The organism is Microbacterium sp. No. 7 (assembly GCF_001314225.1).
In the GTDB taxonomy this organism is placed as follows: Bacteria; Actinomycetota; Actinomycetes; order Actinomycetales; family Microbacteriaceae; genus Microbacterium.
On record NZ_CP012697.1, the window covers coordinates 747,034 to 763,486 of the forward strand.

The window sequence follows — 16,453 nt, forward strand, 5'->3', positions numbered from 1 at the left end:
CATACGGCATCCAACAATCACACACTGGTTTCTCGACCCGAACGAGAAATCAGACAGAGCGCGGCCGTGCAACCCGAATCGCACAGCCGCGAAAAGCCGGTCGTCCGACCCCAAGACGGACGACGGGAACATGAGCGCGTGACCCGAATGCGCGCTCATGAAGAGTTGATCGCCTCGTCCATATAGGCGACGACCCCATGACGGTCGCCCGTGCCCCCAGACGGGCGACCGCCACGGGGTGATCGTTCGACGTGCCGAGGTGATCAAGGTCCCAGGGGAGAACCATGTCGAAGGATCCACGCGTACCCGTTCGCGGCAAGCCGCCGTTCGCACCCGCCCGCCGCTCCTGGAGAACGCGTGTATCCGCGCTCCTGAGCGTCGTCGCGACCAGCACGATGATGCTCGCGGGGGTGGTGCCGGCCGCCGCGGCCGTCGAGTCCCTCACCGAGCCCGTCGCGCTGCGCTGGCAGGTGGTGGATGCCGAGGGCACGCCCGTCGGTGGTGCCACGGTCGAGGTGCGACGGGCCGGGGAGCCCGACGCGCACGTCGCCGTCGCCGACAACACCGGCCAGGAGGGGTACGCGGGCGACGATCTCGATGCCGCCCCGGGACGTTTCGTCGTGGAGCGCCTCGCCTTCGACGACGCCGTGACGGTCGACGCGGCCGAGACCTACGGCATCCGCCCGTCCGTCGCCGACGGCTTCGTCGTGGGCGAGGACGCCGCATGGCAGGATCTCGCGCCGGTGACGGCCGACGGCCCCTTCACCACGCTGGCGCTCGTCGCGCTCGCCGACGGGGATGCCGGGGATTCCGGCGACGCCGCGCCCGGTGGGACCGGCGACCCCGGCCCCACGCCGACGCCCGCCGATCCGACGCCCACACCGGCCCCCGCCGATCCGACGCCGGCCCCGGCCACCCCGACCCCCGCGGACGTCACCCCGACCCCCGGCGCGACGCAGCCCGGCGGCGAGGAGCTCTTCCGCACGTTCGGGCGGCAGTTCTCCGCGCCCACCCCGCAGCCCACCGGCCCCGCCGACGAGGGCACGACCGACGACGATGCCGACGACGAGGTCAAGGACACCGGCGGCGATGCGAACCCCGGCGGCCAGCGCGACGCGCAGAGCCGCTCCACCGCCCAGACCCTGACGACCCTCGCCCTCGAGCCCACGTCCACGACGACCGTCGTGCGCGTGAACAAGGCGGTGCTGCGCAGCGGCCAGAACGGCTACTCCACGGCGTACCTCGAGGGTGCGCGGTTCGAGCTGCAGGGCGGCGGCTCGTCGCAGCCCGACGGCGTGCGCGTGTCCGGCACGACCTCGTGCGAGATCGCGGCCGGAGAGTCGTCGTGCGACATCGCGGTTCCGAACACCCAGAACGGCGGCGCGAACCGCAACGCCCAGTTCTGGGTCGTCGAGCTGCCCCCGGCCCCGGGATCGCCCGCGGCCGGCACCTTCACCCCCGACATCGCGACCGGGTCGGCGACCGGCGCGCTGAGCAACGTCCACTACCCGGGCCGCACGCCGCAGCTGCAGGCGAACAACACCGTGACGGTGCCCGCGACCTCGTCGACGGCGTTCACGACCATCGGCCGCACGACCAACGCGCTGTTCAACCCCGGCGTCGAGCCGCAGTGCTCGGCCGGGCTGAACATCGGGTTCGTGCTCGACCTGTCGGGCTCGATCGACGCGCAGGAGCGGCCGCTGTACGCGAGCGCGATGCGCGGTGTGATCAACACGCTCGCCGCGGTGGGCGGCGTGAACATCGAGACGGTCACGTTCAACTCGACCGGCACCTACCGGTCGGCGCTGAGCGGTCCCGCGACGAGCACGCTCGCCGATGCGATGTACGCGTACCTCACGACGGCGGGCAACTACGTCAACGCGACGAACTGGGATGACGGCCTCGAGACCATGCGGCTCGACGCCCCCGGCTTCGCGAGCCTCGACGTCGTGCTCATGGTCACCGACGGCGCGCCCACGGCGAGCCGCTTCGGCTCGGTCGACAGCGTGCGCGTCGCGCACGTCGAGCACGCCGTGCTCTCGGCGAACGCGATCAAGCAGGCAGGCGTCCCGGTGTGGGGCGTCGGCGTCGCGCTCCCGGGCGGCTCGGCCCCGAACCTGCAGGCGATCTCGGGTCCGACGCTCAACCAGGACTACTTCACGGGCGACTTCTCCGAGCTCGAGTCGATCCTGCGCGGCCTCGCCGCCGGCCTCACCTGCCAGGTGCCGATCGAGGTGGAGAAGTACATCCTCGACGACAAGGGCCAGGAGGTCTGGCAGGGCGGCTGGCCGATGACGATCGACCCGACGCTGCCGGCCGGCGCGACGATCACCCCGAGCGGGCTCACGCAGAACACGGGCGCGACCGCGGCGGCGCCGGCGACCTGGACCATCCGGTTCGCCGACGCGGATGACGTCGCGACCGTCACGATCTCGGAGGAGACGCCGCGTACCATCGGCGGCACGTCGTACGCCTTCCAGAGCGGAAAGGTCGGGCTCGTCCGCAACGGCGTGACGACCTGGACCGATCTGAGCTCGGCGACGACCTCGCCCATCGAGGTGCAGTCCGGCGACCGCCTGACGGTGCGCTACGTCAACGCCCCGGTCATCGAGAACGACGACCTCACGGTGAGCAAGACCGCCGTGCCCACGTTCGACCGCGACTACGACTGGACGATCACGAAGACCGCGAACAAGGAGTCGGCCACGGTCGACCCCGGCCAGTCGGCGACCTTCGACTACACCGTCACGGCGACGCCGTCGGCGGCGAAGGACGGCAACTTCCGCGTCACCGGCATGATCACGGTCACGAACCCCAACGACGTCGCCGTGAGCCTCGCGTCGGTCGCCGACGTGCTGCCGGGTGCGACGTGCACGGTGAGCCCGCCGGCCCAGGGCCAGGCGCACGTCGTCCCGGCATCCGGGTCGATCGACATCGGCTACAGCTGTCTCTACCCGGGCACCGAGCGTCCCGCCGCGGGCACCAACACCGCGACGGTGACGTGGGACACGGCCGCGCTGCCGGGCACGTCCGGCACGGCGGCGGGCACGGCGCCGGTCACCTTCGTGGGCGTGTCGCCGTCGACGACGACCGACGCGACGACCGTCGTGACCGACACGGCGCCGGAGTTCGCGGCGAAGTACCCGACCGTGGGCGACCGCACCGCGAGCGTGCCGGGCGGCAAGACGTTCACCTACTCGCGCACGCTCACTGCGCCCGCGGGCGAGTGCGTCGACTATCCGAACACGGCGTCGCTGACCGGCATCGGCACGCAGACCGCGCCGCTCTCCGCGAGCGCCGAGGTGGAGGTCTGTGCGCGCACGCATCCGACGCTCACCCTCGTGAAGGTCGTGCAGCCGCAGTACGGCGGCTCGGCGCTGCCCACGGAGTGGACGCTGTCGGCATCCGGCCCGCAGGGCGCGCCGGGACTGAGCGGCGCGGGCGGGGCGAGCGGCACGGTCGTGACCGGCGTCGCGTACACCCTCTCGGAGTCGGCCTCGGCCGCCGTGGCGGGCACCTGGCAGGTGAAGACGTCGTGGACGTGTGAGGCCGCCAAGGGCACCTTCGAGCTCACGGGCTCGTCGGTCACGCTCGCGGCGGGCGCCGACGTGACCTGCACGATCGTCAACACCGACAAGCCGTCGCAGCTCACGCTCATCAAGCACGTCGACAAGAACGGCGTCGACACGGATGCCGTGGCCGCCGACTGGACGCTGACGGCGACGCCCGTCGGCATCCCCGGCCAGGCCGCGGTGTCGGGAGCCGGCACGGTCACGCAGCAGGTGTTCTCGGGTCAGTACACGCTGAGCGAGCAGGGCCCCGGCGGCTTCGACGCGAGCGCGTGGACGTGCACGGGAGGCACCCTCTCGGGGTCGACCGTGACGGTGCCGACGGGCGGCACGGTGGTCTGCGAGATCACGAACACCGCGACGCCGCCGAAGCTCACCCTCGTCAAGGAGGTGCGCAACGGTGACACGGGCGGCACGGCGACGCCGGCCGACTGGACGCTGACGGCCGACGGCCCGACGACGATCTCGGGCGTCTCCGGCGCCGCCGCGGTGACCGGCGCGGTCGTCCCGGTCGGCTCGTTCACGCTGAGCGAGTCGACGGGACCGCAGGGCTACGTGCTCACGGGCCTCGTCTGTGTCGACGCACGGGGACAGCAGATCGCGGGGGTGTCGACCGACGAACCCGTCGTGACGGTGAACCTCGGCGACCACGTCACCTGCACGTTCACGAACACGGCGACCCCGCCGGAGTGGACGTTCTGGAAGTCGTCGAACCCCGCGTCGGGATCGACGGTGCAGCCGGGCGACACGATCACGTACACCGTGACGGCCGTGCCGGGCGCGGGCGTGCCGGCGACGGACGTCGTCATCACCGACGACCTGTCGGCCGTGCTCGATCACGCGCAGCTCGGCGACGTGACGGCGAGCCAGGGGACGGCGTCGCCGTCGGGCACCTCGCTCGTGTGGAACGTCGGCACGCTGGCGACGACGCAGACGCTCACCTACACGGTGACCGTCGACGCAGATGCCACGGGCGTGACCCTGCGCAACGTCGTGACGGGGACGGGCAACGTGCCGCCGGGCGACTGCCCGGAGGAAGATCCTGACTGCCGCACGACGGAGCACCACACGCCCTCGTGGACGCTGACGAAGGACGCCGACCCCGTGTCGGGCTCGACGGTGCTGCCGGGCTCGACGGTCACCTACACGCTGACCGCGACGAACACGTCGGGCAACGGGGCGGTGCTCGAAGGGGCGTCGGCGATCGACGACCTCTCGGCGGTGCTGGACAATGCGGAGCTGGTGGAGCCGCTCGACGCGGCGCTGTCGCTGAGCGGCACGACGCTGACGTGGACCATCCCGTCGCTGGCGGACGGCGAGACGGCATCCGTCTCGTACCAGGTCGTCGTGAACGCGGATGCCACGGGCGTGACGATCCGCAACGTGGTCACGCCGGGCGGCGACGTGCCGCCGGGCGACTGCCCGGAGAACGAGCCGGACTGCCGCACGACGGAGCATCACACGCCGTCGTGGACGCTCGTGAAGGACGCCGACCCCGCATCGGGCTCGACGGTGCTGCCCGGCTCCACGGTGACGTACACCCTGACCGCCACCAACACGTCGGGCAACGGCGCGCCGCTGGAGGGCGTGTCGGCGATCGACGACCTCTCGGCGGTGCTGAACAACGCGGAGCTGGTCGAGCCCCTCGACCCGGCGCTGTCGCTGAGCGGCACCACGCTGACGTGGACCATCCCGACGCTGGCCGACGGCGAGACGGCATCCGTCTCGTACCAGGTCGTCGTGAACGCGGATGCCGTTGGCGTGACCATTCGGAACGTCGTGACCCCGGGCGGGGAGATCCCGCCGGGCGACTGCCCGGAGGATGCGCCGGACTGCCGCACGACGGAGCATCACACGCCGTCGTGGACGCTCGTGAAGGACGCTGACCCGGCCTCGGGCTCGACCGTCCTGCCGGGCTCCACGGTCACCTACACCCTCACCGCGACGAACACGTCGGGCAACGGGGCGGTGCTGGAGGGCGTGTCGGCGATCGACGACCTGTCGAACGTGCTGGACAACGCGGAGCTGGTCGAGCCCCTCGACCCGGCGCTGACGGTGAACGGCACGACCCTCACCTGGGCGATCCCGACGCTGGCGGACGGCGAGACGGCATCCGTCTCGTATCAGGTCGTCGTGAACGCGGATGCCGTGGGCGTGACGATCCGCAACGTCGTGACCCCGGGCGGGGAGATCCCGCCGGGCGACTGCCCGGAGAATGATCCGGACTGCCGCACGACGGAGCACCACACGCCCTCGTGGACGCTCGTGAAGGACGCCGACCCGGTGTCGGGGACCACCGTGCAGCCCGGAACGGTCATCACCTACACGCTCACCGCGACCAACACGTCGAACGCCGTGCTGCCGCCGCAGCGGGTGGTGGACGACCTGTCGCACGTGCTCGACAACGCGACGTTCGTCGAGGGCAGCATCGTGACCGATCCGCCGGCCGACGCCGCGCTGAGCGGCACGGAGCTGGTCTGGATCGTGCCGGAGCTGCAGCCGGGCGAGACGGCCACCGTCTCGTACCAGGTCAAGGTCAACGCGAACGCGTGGAGCGTGCTGCTGCGCAACGTGGTGACGCCCGACGGCGACATCCCGCCGACGTGCCCCGAGGGACGCGAGGACTGCCTGACGACGGAGCACCCGACGCCGGAGAAGCCGCGGCCCACGCCGACGCCCACGCCGCCGGAGCCGAGCCCGACGCCCACGCCGAGCCCGTCGCCGACGCCGAGCCCGACCCCCGGGCCCAGCCCGTCGCCGGAGCCCAGCCCGTCGCCGACGCCGAGCGTCGGACCGTCGCCGAGCCCCACGCCCACGCCGGGCACGGGCGGCGGCACCGGAGGCGGCCTCGCCGGCACCGGCGGTGCGATCGCGACCTCGCTGATCGGCTTCGGGCTGCTCGCCCTCGCCGCCGGCACCGGGAGCGTGCTGGCCGCCCGACGCCGCCGCGCCGAGTAGCCGGACCGTGCGCCGCGCCCAGCGCCGCGCACGCCGGTGACGCCGAGATGGTGGGTTTCTCGTCGAGAAACCCACCATCTCGGCGTCATCTCGGCGTCTGGGGGTGCGATGCGGGGGAGCGCGACACGCCCGGGTTTGCGACACGCCCGGGCGACACGTAGACTAGTCAGGTTCCACATTCCTGCGTGCGCGCCAGCGCGCGTGCGGGATCACTGCCAGGGCAGTGCATAGGCGGCGCACACGCAGAACGCACCAGCGAACAGCGTGAGCGCAAGGTCCTAGGCCGCGGGCAGCAGAACATCACCTCCGATCTCACCCGGAAACGGGTTCCGCGCGTGCGCGGGGGATCGGGCCTGACAGCCAAACAGTGGTGCGCAGTCGTGTTCCCACCCGGAAGACGGCGAGTGCCCGACGCGAACAGCGTCATGTGCGTCCAATGCCCCAGAGGTACGACGCGGAAAGAGAGTGAGCAATGGCGGGACAGAAGATCCGCATTCGCCTGAAGTCGTATGACCACGAGGTCATCGACACGTCGGCGCGCAAGATCGTCGACACCGTGACCCGTGCGGGCGCGACTGTCGTGGGCCCCGTGCCCCTGCCGACCGAGAAGAACGTCGTGTGCGTCATCCGGTCGCCCCACAAGTACAAGGACAGCCGCGAGCACTTCGAGATGCGCACCCACAAGCGCCTCATCGACATCATCGACCCGACGCCCAAGGCCGTCGACTCGCTGATGCGTCTCGACCTGCCGGCCGACGTCAACATCGAGATCAAGCTCTGAGGACGACGACCATGGCACACATCAACGAAAAGGTTTCCAAGGGCCTGCTCGGCACGAAGCTGGGCATGACCCAGGTCTGGGACGCGAACGGCAAGCTCGTTCCCGTCACCGTCATCGAGGTGGCCCCCAACGTGGTCACCCAGCTGCGCACCCCGGAGAAGGACGGCTACAGCGCCGTTCAGATCGCCGCCGGCCAGATCGACCCGCGCAAGGTCAACAAGCCGCTGACCGCCCACTTCGAGGCCGCCGGCGTGACGCCCCGTCGTCACGTCACCGAGATCCGCACCGCGGACGCCGCTGACTACTCACTCGGTCAGGAGCTCACGGTCGACGGGACGTTCGAGGCCGGCCAGCTCGTCGACGTCGTCGGCACGAGCAAGGGCAAGGGCACCGCGGGTGTCATGAAGCGCCACAACTTCAAGGGCGTCTCGGCCTCGCACGGTGCGCACCGCAACCACCGCAAGCCCGGTTCGATCGGCGCCTCGGCGACCCCGAGCCGCGTCTTCAAGGGCATGCGCATGGCCGGCCGCATGGGCGGCGAGCGCGTGACCGTCCTCAACCTCACGGTGCACGCCGTCGACGCCGAGAAGGGTCTGCTGCTCGTCAAGGGCGCCGTCCCCGGCGCGCGCGGCCGCATCGTCTACGTCCGCAACGCAGTGAAGGGTGCCTGACCATGGCTGACTCCACTATCGCGCTCGACGTCGTGAAGGCAGACGGCAAGAAGGCCGGCTCGGTCGAGCTGCCCGCCGCTCTCTTCGACGTCAAGACGAACATCCCGCTCATCCACCAGGTCGTCGTCGCGCAGCTCGCGGCGGCTCGCCAGGGCACCCACTCGACCAAGCGTCGCGGTGAGGTCTCGGGCTCGGGCCGCAAGCCCTTCAAGCAGAAGGGCACGGGCAACTCGCGTCAGGGCTCGGTGCGCGCACCGGAGCACACCGGCGGTGGCATCGTGCACGGCCCCAAGCCGCGCGACTACTCGCAGCGCACGCCCAAGAAGATGATCGCCGCCGCGCTCCTCGGCGCGCTCAGCGACCGTGTCCGCGGCGAGCGCGTGCACGTCATCGACTCGTTCGGCATCGAGGGCAAGCCCTCGACGAAGGCCGCCGCGGCCGTTCTCGAGCAGCTCGGCGCCACGAAGAACGTCCTCGTCGTCATCACGAACGACGACGACGTCACCGCGCTCAGCGTGCGCAACCTCGCGTACGTGCACACGCTGACGTTCGGCCAGCTCAACGCCTACGACGTCGTCCGCAGCGACGACCTCGTCTTCACCAAGGCCGCCTTCGACGCGTTCGTCGCAGCGAAGACGGGCGCCACCGAGGAGGTCTCGGCATGACCCAGGACAACGTTCTGCAGAACGCCCTGAACAAGGACCCGCGCGACATCATCCTGAAGCCGGTCGTCTCCGAGAAGAGCTACGGGCTCATCGACGAGGGCAAGTACACCTTCCTCGTCGACCCCCGCGCCTCGAAGACCGAGATCAAGCTCGCCATCGAGAAGATCTTCGGCGTCAAGGTCGCCGCGGTCAACACCCTCAACCGCGCGGGCAAGGCCCGTCGCACCCGCTTCGGCACGGGCAAGCGCAAGGACACCAAGCGCGCCATCGTGACGCTCAAGTCGGGCTCCATCGACATCTTCACGGCCGTCGGCTGACCGGCGGGATAGAGGACTACGAGAATGGCTATTCGCAACTACAAGCCCACGACCCCGGGACGCCGCGGCTCGTCGGTGGCCGACTTCGCCGAGATCACGCGATCGACCCCCGAGAAGTCGCTGCTGCGCCCCCTGTCGAAGACCGGCGGTCGCAACAACCAGGGTCGCATCACGACCCGTCACATCGGTGGCGGCCACAAGCGCCAGTACCGCGTGATCGACTTCCGTCGCAACGACAAGGACGGCATCAACGCCAAGGTCGCCCACATCGAGTACGACCCCAACCGCACCGCGCGCATCGCGCTGCTGCACTACGCCGACGGCACGAAGCGCTACATCATCGCGCCGAACAAGCTGAAGCAGGGCGACATCGTCGAGTCGGGTCCCGGCGCCGACATCAAGCCCGGCAACAACCTGCCGCTGAAGAACATCCCCACCGGTACGGTCATCCACGCGATCGAGCTCCGTCCCGGCGGCGGCGCCAAGATGGCCCGCTCCGCCGGTGCCAGCGTTCGCCTCGTGGCGAAGGACGGCCCGTACGCCCAGCTGCGCCTGCCCTCGGGCGAGGTCCGCAACGTCGACGCGCGCTGCCGCGCGACGATCGGCGAGGTCGGCAACGCCGAGCAGTCGAACATCAACTGGGGCAAGGCCGGCCGCAAGCGCTGGAAGGGCGTCCGCCCGACGGTGCGCGGTGTCGCGATGAACCCTGTCGACCACCCGCACGGTGGTGGTGAGGGCAAGACGTCCGGTGGTCGTCACCCCGTGTCGCCGTGGGGTCAGGCCGAGGGCCGTACCCGCCACGCCAACAAGGAAAGCGACAAGTACATCGTTCGCCGTCGCAACGCCGGCAAGAAGCGGAAGTAGGAGTAGAGGAAGATGCCTCGCAGCCTGAAGAAGGGCCCCTTCGTCGACGAGCACCTGCTTCGCAAGGTGGTCGCGCAGAACGAAGCCGGCACCAACAACGTCATCAAGACCTGGTCGCGCCGTTCGATGATCATCCCGGCCATGCTGGGTCACACCATCGCCGTGCACGACGGACGCAAGCACATCCCCGTGTTCGTGTCCGAGACCATGGTCGGCCACAAGCTGGGCGAGTTCGCGCCCACCCGCACCTTCCGCGGCCACGAGAAGGACGACAAGAAGGGCCGCCGCCGCTGACGCGGGGGCGCTCCAGAGAGAGACAGGAGGAGGAAGACACATGGTGGAATCCATCGCACGCGTCAAGCACATCCGCGTGACCCCTCAGAAGGCTCGTCGTGTCGTCGCGCTCATCAAGGGCAAGCAGGCTCAGGAGGCCCTGGCCATCCTGAAGTTCGCTCAGCAGAGCGCCAGCGAGCCGATCGGCAAGCTCGTCGCCTCGGCGATCGCCAACGCGCGCGTCAAGGCCGACAAGGACGGCGAGTACCTGGACGAGCAGGACCTGTACGTGAAGAACGCGTACGTCGACGAGGGCACGACGCTCAAGCGCTTCCAGCCCCGCGCGCAGGGTCGTGCGTTCCAGATCAAGAAGCGCACGAGCCACATCACCGTGGTCCTGGCCACGCCCGAGCTGGCCGAGGCCGGCGCCAAGAACAAGAAGGCGAGCAAGTAATGGGACAGAAAGTCAGCCCCTACGGCTTCCGCCTCGGCATCACCACGGACCACGTGTCCCGCTGGTTCTCCGACTCCACGAAGCCGGGCCAGCGCTACGCCGACTACGTGGCCGAGGACGTCAAGATCCGCCAGCTGCTGCAGACGCAGCTCGACCGCGCGGGCGTCAGCCGTATCGAGATCGAGCGCACGCGTGACCGCGTTCGCGTCGACATCCACACGGCCCGTCCGGGCATCGTGATCGGCCGCCGTGGCGCCGAGGCCGAGCGCATCCGCGCCGACCTCGAGAAGCTCACGGGCAAGCAGATCCAGCTGAACATCCTCGAGGTCAAGAACCCCGAGGCCGACGCCCAGCTGGTCGCCCAGGGCATCGCCGAGCAGCTCAGCGCCCGCGTGGCCTTCCGCCGCGCGATGCGCAAGGGCCTGCAGGGCGCGCAGCGCGCCGGCGCCAAGGGCATCCGCATCCAGGTCTCGGGCCGCCTCGGCGGCGCCGAGATGAGCCGCTCGGAGTTCTACCGCGAGGGCCGTGTGCCGCTGCACACGCTGCGCGCGAACATCGACTACGGCTTCTACGAGGCCAAGACCACCTTCGGCCGCATCGGCGTGAAGGTCTGGATCTACAAGGGCGATCTCACCAACAAGGAGCTTGCTCGCGAGCAGGCCAACGCACCGAAGTCGCGTCGCGACGACCGTGGCGACCGCCGTCGTGGCCCCCGCAACGAGGCCCCCGTCGCAGAAGGAGCGTCTGCCTGATGCTTATCCCCCGCAAGGTCAAGTACCGCAAGCAGCACCACCCGGGTCGCTCGGGCCAGGCCACCGGTGGCACGAAGGTCACCTTCGGCGAGTTCGGCATCCAGGCCATCACGCCCGCCTACGTGACGAACCGTCAGATCGAGTCCGCTCGTATCGCCATGACGCGTCACATCAAGCGTGGCGGAAAGGTGTGGATCAACATCTACCCCGACCGTCCGCTCACGAAGAAGCCCGCCGAGACCCGCATGGGCTCGGGCAAGGGCTCGCCGGAGTGGTGGGTCGCCAACGTCAAGCCGGGTCGCGTCCTGTTCGAGGTCGCCGGCGTCAACGAGCAGCTCGCTCGTGAGGCCCTGACCCGTGCCATCCACAAGCTGCCGCTCAAGGCACGCATCATCAAGCGCGAGGAGGGCGACGCGTAATGGCCGTCGGCACCAAGACGCTCGCCACGAGCGAGCTCGACACGTTCGAAGACCAGCGCCTGGTCGAGGAGCTGCGCAAGGCCAAGGAGGAGCTGTTCAACCTGCGCTTCCAGTCGGCCACCGGCCAGCTCGACAACCACGGCCGCATCCGCGCCGTCAAGCGCGACATCGCGCGGCTGTACACCGTGATCCGCGAGCGCGAGCTCGGCATCCGTGCCACGCCCGCGCCCGTCGAGACCAAGGCGACGAAGAAGAAGGCCAAGAAGGCGGATGCCGCCGACGAGGTCGCGAAGGAAGAGGCCGAGTGATGGCTGAGAAGAAGCAGGCCGACGAGGTCGTCCACGGCGAGCACGACGTTCGCGACGCGAACGCCCGCGGCTACCGCAAGGCCCGCCGCGGCTACGTCGTCAGCGACAAGATGGACAAGACGATCGTCGTCGAGGTCGAGGACCGCGTGAAGCACCCGCTCTACGGCAAGGTCATCCGCCGCACCTCGAAGGTCAAGGCGCACGACGAGGGCAACACCGCCGGCATCGGCGACCTCGTGCTCATCAACGAGACCCGCCCGCTGAGCGCCACGAAGCGCTGGCGTCTGGTGGAGATTCTGGAGAAGGCCAAGTGATTCAGAACGAGTCCCGCCTCAAGGTCGCCGACAACACGGGCGCCAAGGAGCTGCTCACGATCCGCGTCCTCGGTGGCTCGAACCGCCGTTACGCCGGTCTGGGCGACGTCATCGTGGCGACCGTCAAGGACGCGATCCCGGGCGGCAACGTGAAGAAGGGCGACGTGGTCAAGGCCGTCGTCGTCCGCACCGTCAAGCAGACCCGTCGCGCCGACGGGTCGTACATCAAGTTCGACGAGAACGCCGCCGTCATCCTGAAGAACGACGGGGAGCCCCGCGGCACCCGCATCTTCGGGCCGGTCGGCCGTGAGCTTCGCGACAAGAAGTTCATGAAGATCGTCTCGCTGGCCCCGGAGGTCATCTGATCATGGCGAACATCAAGAAGGGCGACCTGGTCCAGGTCATCTCCGGCCGCAAGCAGGAGAAGGGCGGTGACCGCGGCAAGCAGGGCAAGGTGCTGCAGGTCTTCACCGAGCAGAACCGGATCATCGTCGAGGGCGTCAACTACGTCACGAAGCACACCCGTGTGGGCCAGTCGCAGCGCGGCACCAAGACGGGCGGCATCGAGACCGTCGAGGCCCCCATCCACATTTCCAACGTGGCCCTGGTCGACCCCGAGACGAAGAAGCCGACGCGTGTCGGCCACCGTCTCGAGGAGCAGACCAAGGACGGCGTGAAGCGCACGGTCCGCGTGCGCTACGCGAAGAAGAGCGGCAAGGACCTCTGAGAATGACTACTACCGACGCTGCGGTGGCTGGCAAGATCCAGCCCCGCCTCAAGCTGAAGTACCAGGGCGAGATCAAGAAGGCCCTGCAGGACGAGTTCGGCTACGCCAACGTCATGCAGATCCCCGGCATCGTCAAGGTCGTCGTCAACACCGGTGTCGGTGAGGCGGCTCGCGACAGCAAGGTGATCGAGGGCGCGGTCGCCGACCTCACGCTCATCACCGGCCAGAAGCCGGTCGTCACCAAGGCCCGCAAGTCGATCGCGCAGTTCAAGCTGCGCGAGGGCCAGGCCATCGGCGCGCACGTCACGCTGCGCGGCGACCGTGCCTGGGAGTTCCTCGACCGCCTGGTCAACCTGGCGCTGCCCCGCATCCGCGACTTCCGCGGCCTGAGCCCGAAGCAGTTCGACGGCAACGGCAACTACACGTTCGGCCTGCAGGAGCAGTCGGTCTTCCACGAGATCAACCAGGACAAGATCGACCGCGTGCGCGGCTTCGACATCACGGTCGTCACCTCGGCGAAGACGGATGCCGAGGGTCGTGCCCTGCTGCGCGCCCTGGGCTTCCCGTTCAAGGCCGAGGACGCTCAGTAGAAACCCGCTTGTCGAGTGGCGGCGCAGCCGCCGTATCGAGACATCAAGAAGGTCGGCTGTCGTGTAACGGCATCCGAAACCGCTGAACAAAGGAAACAGACGAAATGACAATGACAGACCCGGTCGCAGACATGCTGACCCGTCTGCGCAACGCCAACTCGGCGCACCACGACTCCGTGTCGCTGCCGAGCTCGAAGCTCAAGACGCACATCGCCGAGATCCTCCAGCAGGAGGGCTACATCGCCGGCTGGGAGGTGTCGGACGCCCGCGTGGGCAAGACCCTCACCCTCACCCTGAAGTACGGCCCGAACCGCGAGCGGTCGATCGCCGGCATCAAGCGCGTCTCGAAGCCCGGTCTGCGCGTGTACGCACGCTCGACCGAGCTGCCCAAGGTCCTCGGCGGCCTGGGCGTCGCGATCCTGTCCACCTCCTCTGGCCTTCTCACCGATCGCCAGGCCGAGCAGAAGGGCGTCGGCGGGGAAGTCCTCGCCTACGTGTGGTGATCTGACATGTCGCGTATTGGACGTCTTCCCATCGACATCCCCGCCGGTGTGACGATCACCGTCGACGGCCAGGATGTCTCGGTCAAGGGCCCGAAGGGCGAGCTCTCGCTCACCGTCTCGCGCCCCATCGAGGTCGCGGTCGAGGAGAACCAGGTTCTCGTCAGCCGGCCCGACGACGAGCGCGCCTCGCGCTCGCTGCACGGCCTGACCCGCACCCTCATCAACAACAACATCATCGGCGTCACCCAGGGCTACTCCAAGGGCCTCGAGGTCGTCGGCACCGGTTACCGCGTGCAGCAGAAGGGCAGCTCGATCGAGTTCGCGCTGGGCTTCTCGCACCCCGTGCTCGTCGACCCGCCGGCCGGCATCACGCTGACCGTCGAGGGCAACAACAAGGTCACCGTCAGCGGCATCGACAAGCAGGCCGTCGGCGAGGCGGCCGCGAACATCCGCAAGATCCGCAAGCCCGAGCCGTACAAGGGCAAGGGCGTGCGTTACGCGGGCGAGGTCGTCCGCCGCAAGGCCGGAAAGGCTGGTAAGTAATCATGGCCGTGAAGTCGAAGTCCGACGCGCGTGCGCGTCGTCACGCCCGCCTTCGCAAGAAGATCGTCGGCACCGAGGCGCGTCCGCGTCTGGTCGTGACCCGTTCGGCCCGCCACGTCTTCGTCCAGCTGGTCGACGACAGCAAGGGTCACACCGTGGCATCCGCCTCGACGCTCGAGGCCGGCCTGCGCACGTTCGACGGTGACAAGACCGCCAAGGCCCGCAAGGTCGGCGAGCTCGTCGCCGAGCGCGCCAAGGCCGCAGGCGTCTCGGACGTGGTGTTCGACCGCGGTGGCAACCGCTACGCCGGACGCGTCGCGGCGATCGCCGACGGCGCCCGCGAGGGAGGTCTGAACCTGTGACCGATACAACGAATGTGGAGAACACCGAAGTGACCGAGCAGGCTGCCGGCACCGCTCCCGCCGAGCGCGAGCAGCGCGAGCCCCGCCGCGGCGGTCGCGAGCGCAACCCCAACCGCGAGCGCGGTGGCCGCGACCGCAACGAGAGCCAGTTCCTCGAGCGCGTCGTGACCATCAACCGCGTGTCGAAGGTCGTCAAGGGCGGTCGCCGGTTCAGCTTCACGGCGCTCGTCGTCGTGGGCGACGGCAACGGTCTCGTCGGCGTCGGCTACGGCAAGGCCCGTGAGGTGCCGCTGGCGATCTCGAAGGGCGTCGAGGAGGCCAAGCGCAACTTCTTCCGCGTGCCCCGCGTCGGCTCGACCATCCCGCACCCCGTGCAGGGTGAGGCCGCCGCCGGCGTCGTGCTGCTGCGTCCCGCCGCCGCCGGTACCGGCGTCATCGCCGGTGGTCCCGTGCGTGCCGTGCTGGAGTGCGCCGGCATCCACGACGTGCTGTCGAAGTCGCTCGGCTCGTCGAACACGATCAACATCGTGCACGCGACCGTCGAGGCGCTGCAGAGCCTGGAGGAGCCGCGCGCCGTCGCCGCTCGCCGCGGTCTCGACTACGACCGGGTCGTTCCGGAGATCATCATCCGCAACCAGGCGAAGGCCGAGGCTGCGGCACGTGAGCAGAAGGTAGGTGCCTGATGGCCGCCCGACTGAAGATCACGCAGGTCAAGTCCAAGGTGAGCGAGAAGCAGAACCAGCGTGACACGCTGCGTTCGCTGGGTCTCAAGCGCATCGGCGAGTCCGTCGTGCGTCCCGACGACGCGCAGACGCGCGGATACGTCAAGACCGTCGCGCACCTCGTGAAGGTTGAGGAGATCGACTGATGGCTGAGAAGAAGAAGGCCGAGCAGGAGACCGCGCGCCCCGGCGTGCTGAAGGTCCACCACCTGCGTCCGGTGCCCGGCGCCAACACCGCCAAGACCCGCGTGGGTCGCGGTGAGGGCTCGAAGGGCAAGACCGCGGGCCGCGGTACCAAGGGTACGAAGGCGCGCTACCAGGTCAAGGTGGGCTTCGAGGGCGGTCAGATGCCGCTGCACATGCGTACGCCCAAGCTGCGCGGGTTCAAGAACCCGTTCCGCGTGGAGTACCAGGTGGTCAACCTCGACAAGCTCGCCGAGCTGTACCCGGCCGGCGGAGACGTCACGGTCGGCGACCTCGTCGCCAAGGGCGCGGTGCGCAAGAACGAGAAGGTCAAGGTGCTCGGCACCGGCGACATCTCGGTCAAGCTCAACGTGACCGTCGACAAGGTCTCGGGGTCGGCGCAGGAGAAGATCGTCGCCGCAGGCGGATCGGTCACCACGGCCGAATAATCACATGGCAGGGGCCGGGGGACTACCCTC

21 protein-coding genes are annotated in these 16,453 nt (G+C 69.3%); all 21 read left to right on the top strand.

Features of this window, described 5'->3' with window-relative positions:
* Positions 1–284: 284 nt before the first annotated feature.
* The 21 genes from AOA12_RS03320 to rplO all read left to right on the top strand — a co-directional run bounded on the left by AOA12_RS03320 (position 285) and on the right by rplO (position 16,423).
* Positions 285–6,527, top strand: a complete 6,243-nt coding sequence (locus AOA12_RS03320) for a DUF7927 domain-containing protein (RefSeq protein WP_156366370.1) — start codon at positions 285–287, stop codon at positions 6,525–6,527.
* 472 nt (positions 6,528–6,999) lie between these two features.
* The gene (rpsJ, locus tag AOA12_RS03325; RefSeq protein ID WP_005050520.1) at positions 7,000–7,308 is read left to right on the top strand and encodes a 30S ribosomal protein S10; all 309 of its coding nucleotides are present in this window, start codon (positions 7,000–7,002) and stop codon (positions 7,306–7,308) included.
* Between the two features lie 11 nt (positions 7,309–7,319).
* Positions 7,320–7,979, top strand: coding sequence for a 50S ribosomal protein L3 (rplC, locus tag AOA12_RS03330; protein WP_054680129.1), 660 nt, complete (start codon positions 7,320–7,322; stop codon positions 7,977–7,979).
* 2 nt (positions 7,980–7,981) lie between these two features.
* The gene (rplD, locus tag AOA12_RS03335; protein WP_054680130.1) at positions 7,982–8,644 is read left to right on the top strand and encodes a 50S ribosomal protein L4; all 663 of its coding nucleotides are present in this window, start codon (positions 7,982–7,984) and stop codon (positions 8,642–8,644) included.
* The gene (rplW, locus tag AOA12_RS03340; RefSeq protein ID WP_054680131.1) at positions 8,641–8,961 is read left to right on the top strand and encodes a 50S ribosomal protein L23; all 321 of its coding nucleotides are present in this window, start codon (positions 8,641–8,643) and stop codon (positions 8,959–8,961) included. Before rplD ends, rplW begins: the two co-directional genes overlap by 4 nt.
* A 24-nt stretch (positions 8,962–8,985) precedes the next feature.
* A complete protein-coding gene (gene rplB / locus AOA12_RS03345) occupies positions 8,986–9,825 on the top strand; it encodes a 50S ribosomal protein L2 (RefSeq protein ID WP_054680135.1) in 840 nt (279 codons plus the stop codon).
* A gap of 12 nt (positions 9,826–9,837) precedes the next feature.
* Positions 9,838–10,119 (top strand): 30S ribosomal protein S19, encoded by a 282-nt coding sequence (gene rpsS, locus AOA12_RS03350; protein WP_054680138.1) that lies wholly within the window; start codon positions 9,838–9,840, stop codon positions 10,117–10,119.
* 40 nt (positions 10,120–10,159) lie between these two features.
* Positions 10,160–10,552, top strand: coding sequence for a 50S ribosomal protein L22 (rplV, locus tag AOA12_RS03355; RefSeq protein WP_054680142.1), 393 nt, complete (start codon positions 10,160–10,162; stop codon positions 10,550–10,552).
* On the top strand, positions 10,552–11,304 hold the full coding sequence (rpsC, locus tag AOA12_RS03360; RefSeq protein ID WP_054680145.1) for a 30S ribosomal protein S3: 753 nt from the start codon (positions 10,552–10,554) through the stop codon (positions 11,302–11,304). Before rplV ends, rpsC begins: the two co-directional genes overlap by 1 nt.
* Positions 11,304–11,723 carry a 50S ribosomal protein L16 gene (rplP, locus tag AOA12_RS03365; protein WP_054680148.1) on the top strand — a complete coding sequence of 140 codons (420 nt, stop codon included), beginning with the start codon at positions 11,304–11,306 and terminating at the stop codon, positions 11,721–11,723. The genes rpsC and rplP overlap by 1 nt, the downstream gene beginning before the upstream one ends.
* Positions 11,723–12,031 carry a 50S ribosomal protein L29 gene (gene rpmC / locus AOA12_RS03370; RefSeq protein WP_054680151.1) on the top strand — a complete coding sequence of 103 codons (309 nt, stop codon included), beginning with the start codon at positions 11,723–11,725 and terminating at the stop codon, positions 12,029–12,031. Before rplP ends, rpmC begins: the two co-directional genes overlap by 1 nt.
* Positions 12,031–12,345 (top strand): 30S ribosomal protein S17, encoded by a 315-nt coding sequence (gene rpsQ / locus AOA12_RS03375; RefSeq protein WP_054680154.1) that lies wholly within the window; start codon positions 12,031–12,033, stop codon positions 12,343–12,345. Before rpmC ends, rpsQ begins: the two co-directional genes overlap by 1 nt.
* A complete protein-coding gene (rplN, locus tag AOA12_RS03380; RefSeq protein WP_029145868.1) occupies positions 12,342–12,710 on the top strand; it encodes a 50S ribosomal protein L14 in 369 nt (122 codons plus the stop codon). The genes rpsQ and rplN overlap by 4 nt, the downstream gene beginning before the upstream one ends.
* Positions 12,711–12,712: 2 nt before the next feature.
* On the top strand, positions 12,713–13,072 hold the full coding sequence (gene rplX / locus AOA12_RS03385; RefSeq protein WP_054680157.1) for a 50S ribosomal protein L24: 360 nt from the start codon (positions 12,713–12,715) through the stop codon (positions 13,070–13,072).
* 2 nt (positions 13,073–13,074) lie between these two features.
* Complete coding sequence (gene rplE / locus AOA12_RS03390) at positions 13,075–13,662, top strand: 50S ribosomal protein L5 (protein WP_054680160.1); 588 nt, start codon at positions 13,075–13,077, stop codon at positions 13,660–13,662.
* Between the two features lie 104 nt (positions 13,663–13,766).
* A complete protein-coding gene (rpsH, locus tag AOA12_RS03395) occupies positions 13,767–14,165 on the top strand; it encodes a 30S ribosomal protein S8 (protein ID WP_054680163.1) in 399 nt (132 codons plus the stop codon).
* Positions 14,166–14,171: 6 nt separating this feature from the next.
* Positions 14,172–14,708 (top strand): 50S ribosomal protein L6, encoded by a 537-nt coding sequence (rplF, locus tag AOA12_RS03400; protein ID WP_054680167.1) that lies wholly within the window; start codon positions 14,172–14,174, stop codon positions 14,706–14,708.
* A gap of 2 nt (positions 14,709–14,710) precedes the next feature.
* On the top strand, positions 14,711–15,070 hold the full coding sequence (rplR, locus tag AOA12_RS03405; protein WP_054680170.1) for a 50S ribosomal protein L18: 360 nt from the start codon (positions 14,711–14,713) through the stop codon (positions 15,068–15,070).
* A 14-nt stretch (positions 15,071–15,084) separates the two neighbouring features.
* Positions 15,085–15,753: a 30S ribosomal protein S5 gene (gene rpsE / locus AOA12_RS03410; RefSeq protein WP_231637170.1), complete on the top strand. Its 669-nt coding sequence runs from the start codon at positions 15,085–15,087 to the stop codon at positions 15,751–15,753.
* A complete protein-coding gene (gene rpmD, locus AOA12_RS03415; RefSeq protein WP_054680173.1) occupies positions 15,753–15,938 on the top strand; it encodes a 50S ribosomal protein L30 in 186 nt (61 codons plus the stop codon). Before rpsE ends, rpmD begins: the two co-directional genes overlap by 1 nt.
* Entirely contained in the window at positions 15,935–16,423 is a 489-nt protein-coding gene (rplO, locus tag AOA12_RS03420; protein ID WP_082405892.1) for a 50S ribosomal protein L15, read from the top strand. Before rpmD ends, rplO begins: the two co-directional genes overlap by 4 nt.
* Positions 16,424–16,453: the final 30 nt, after the last annotated feature.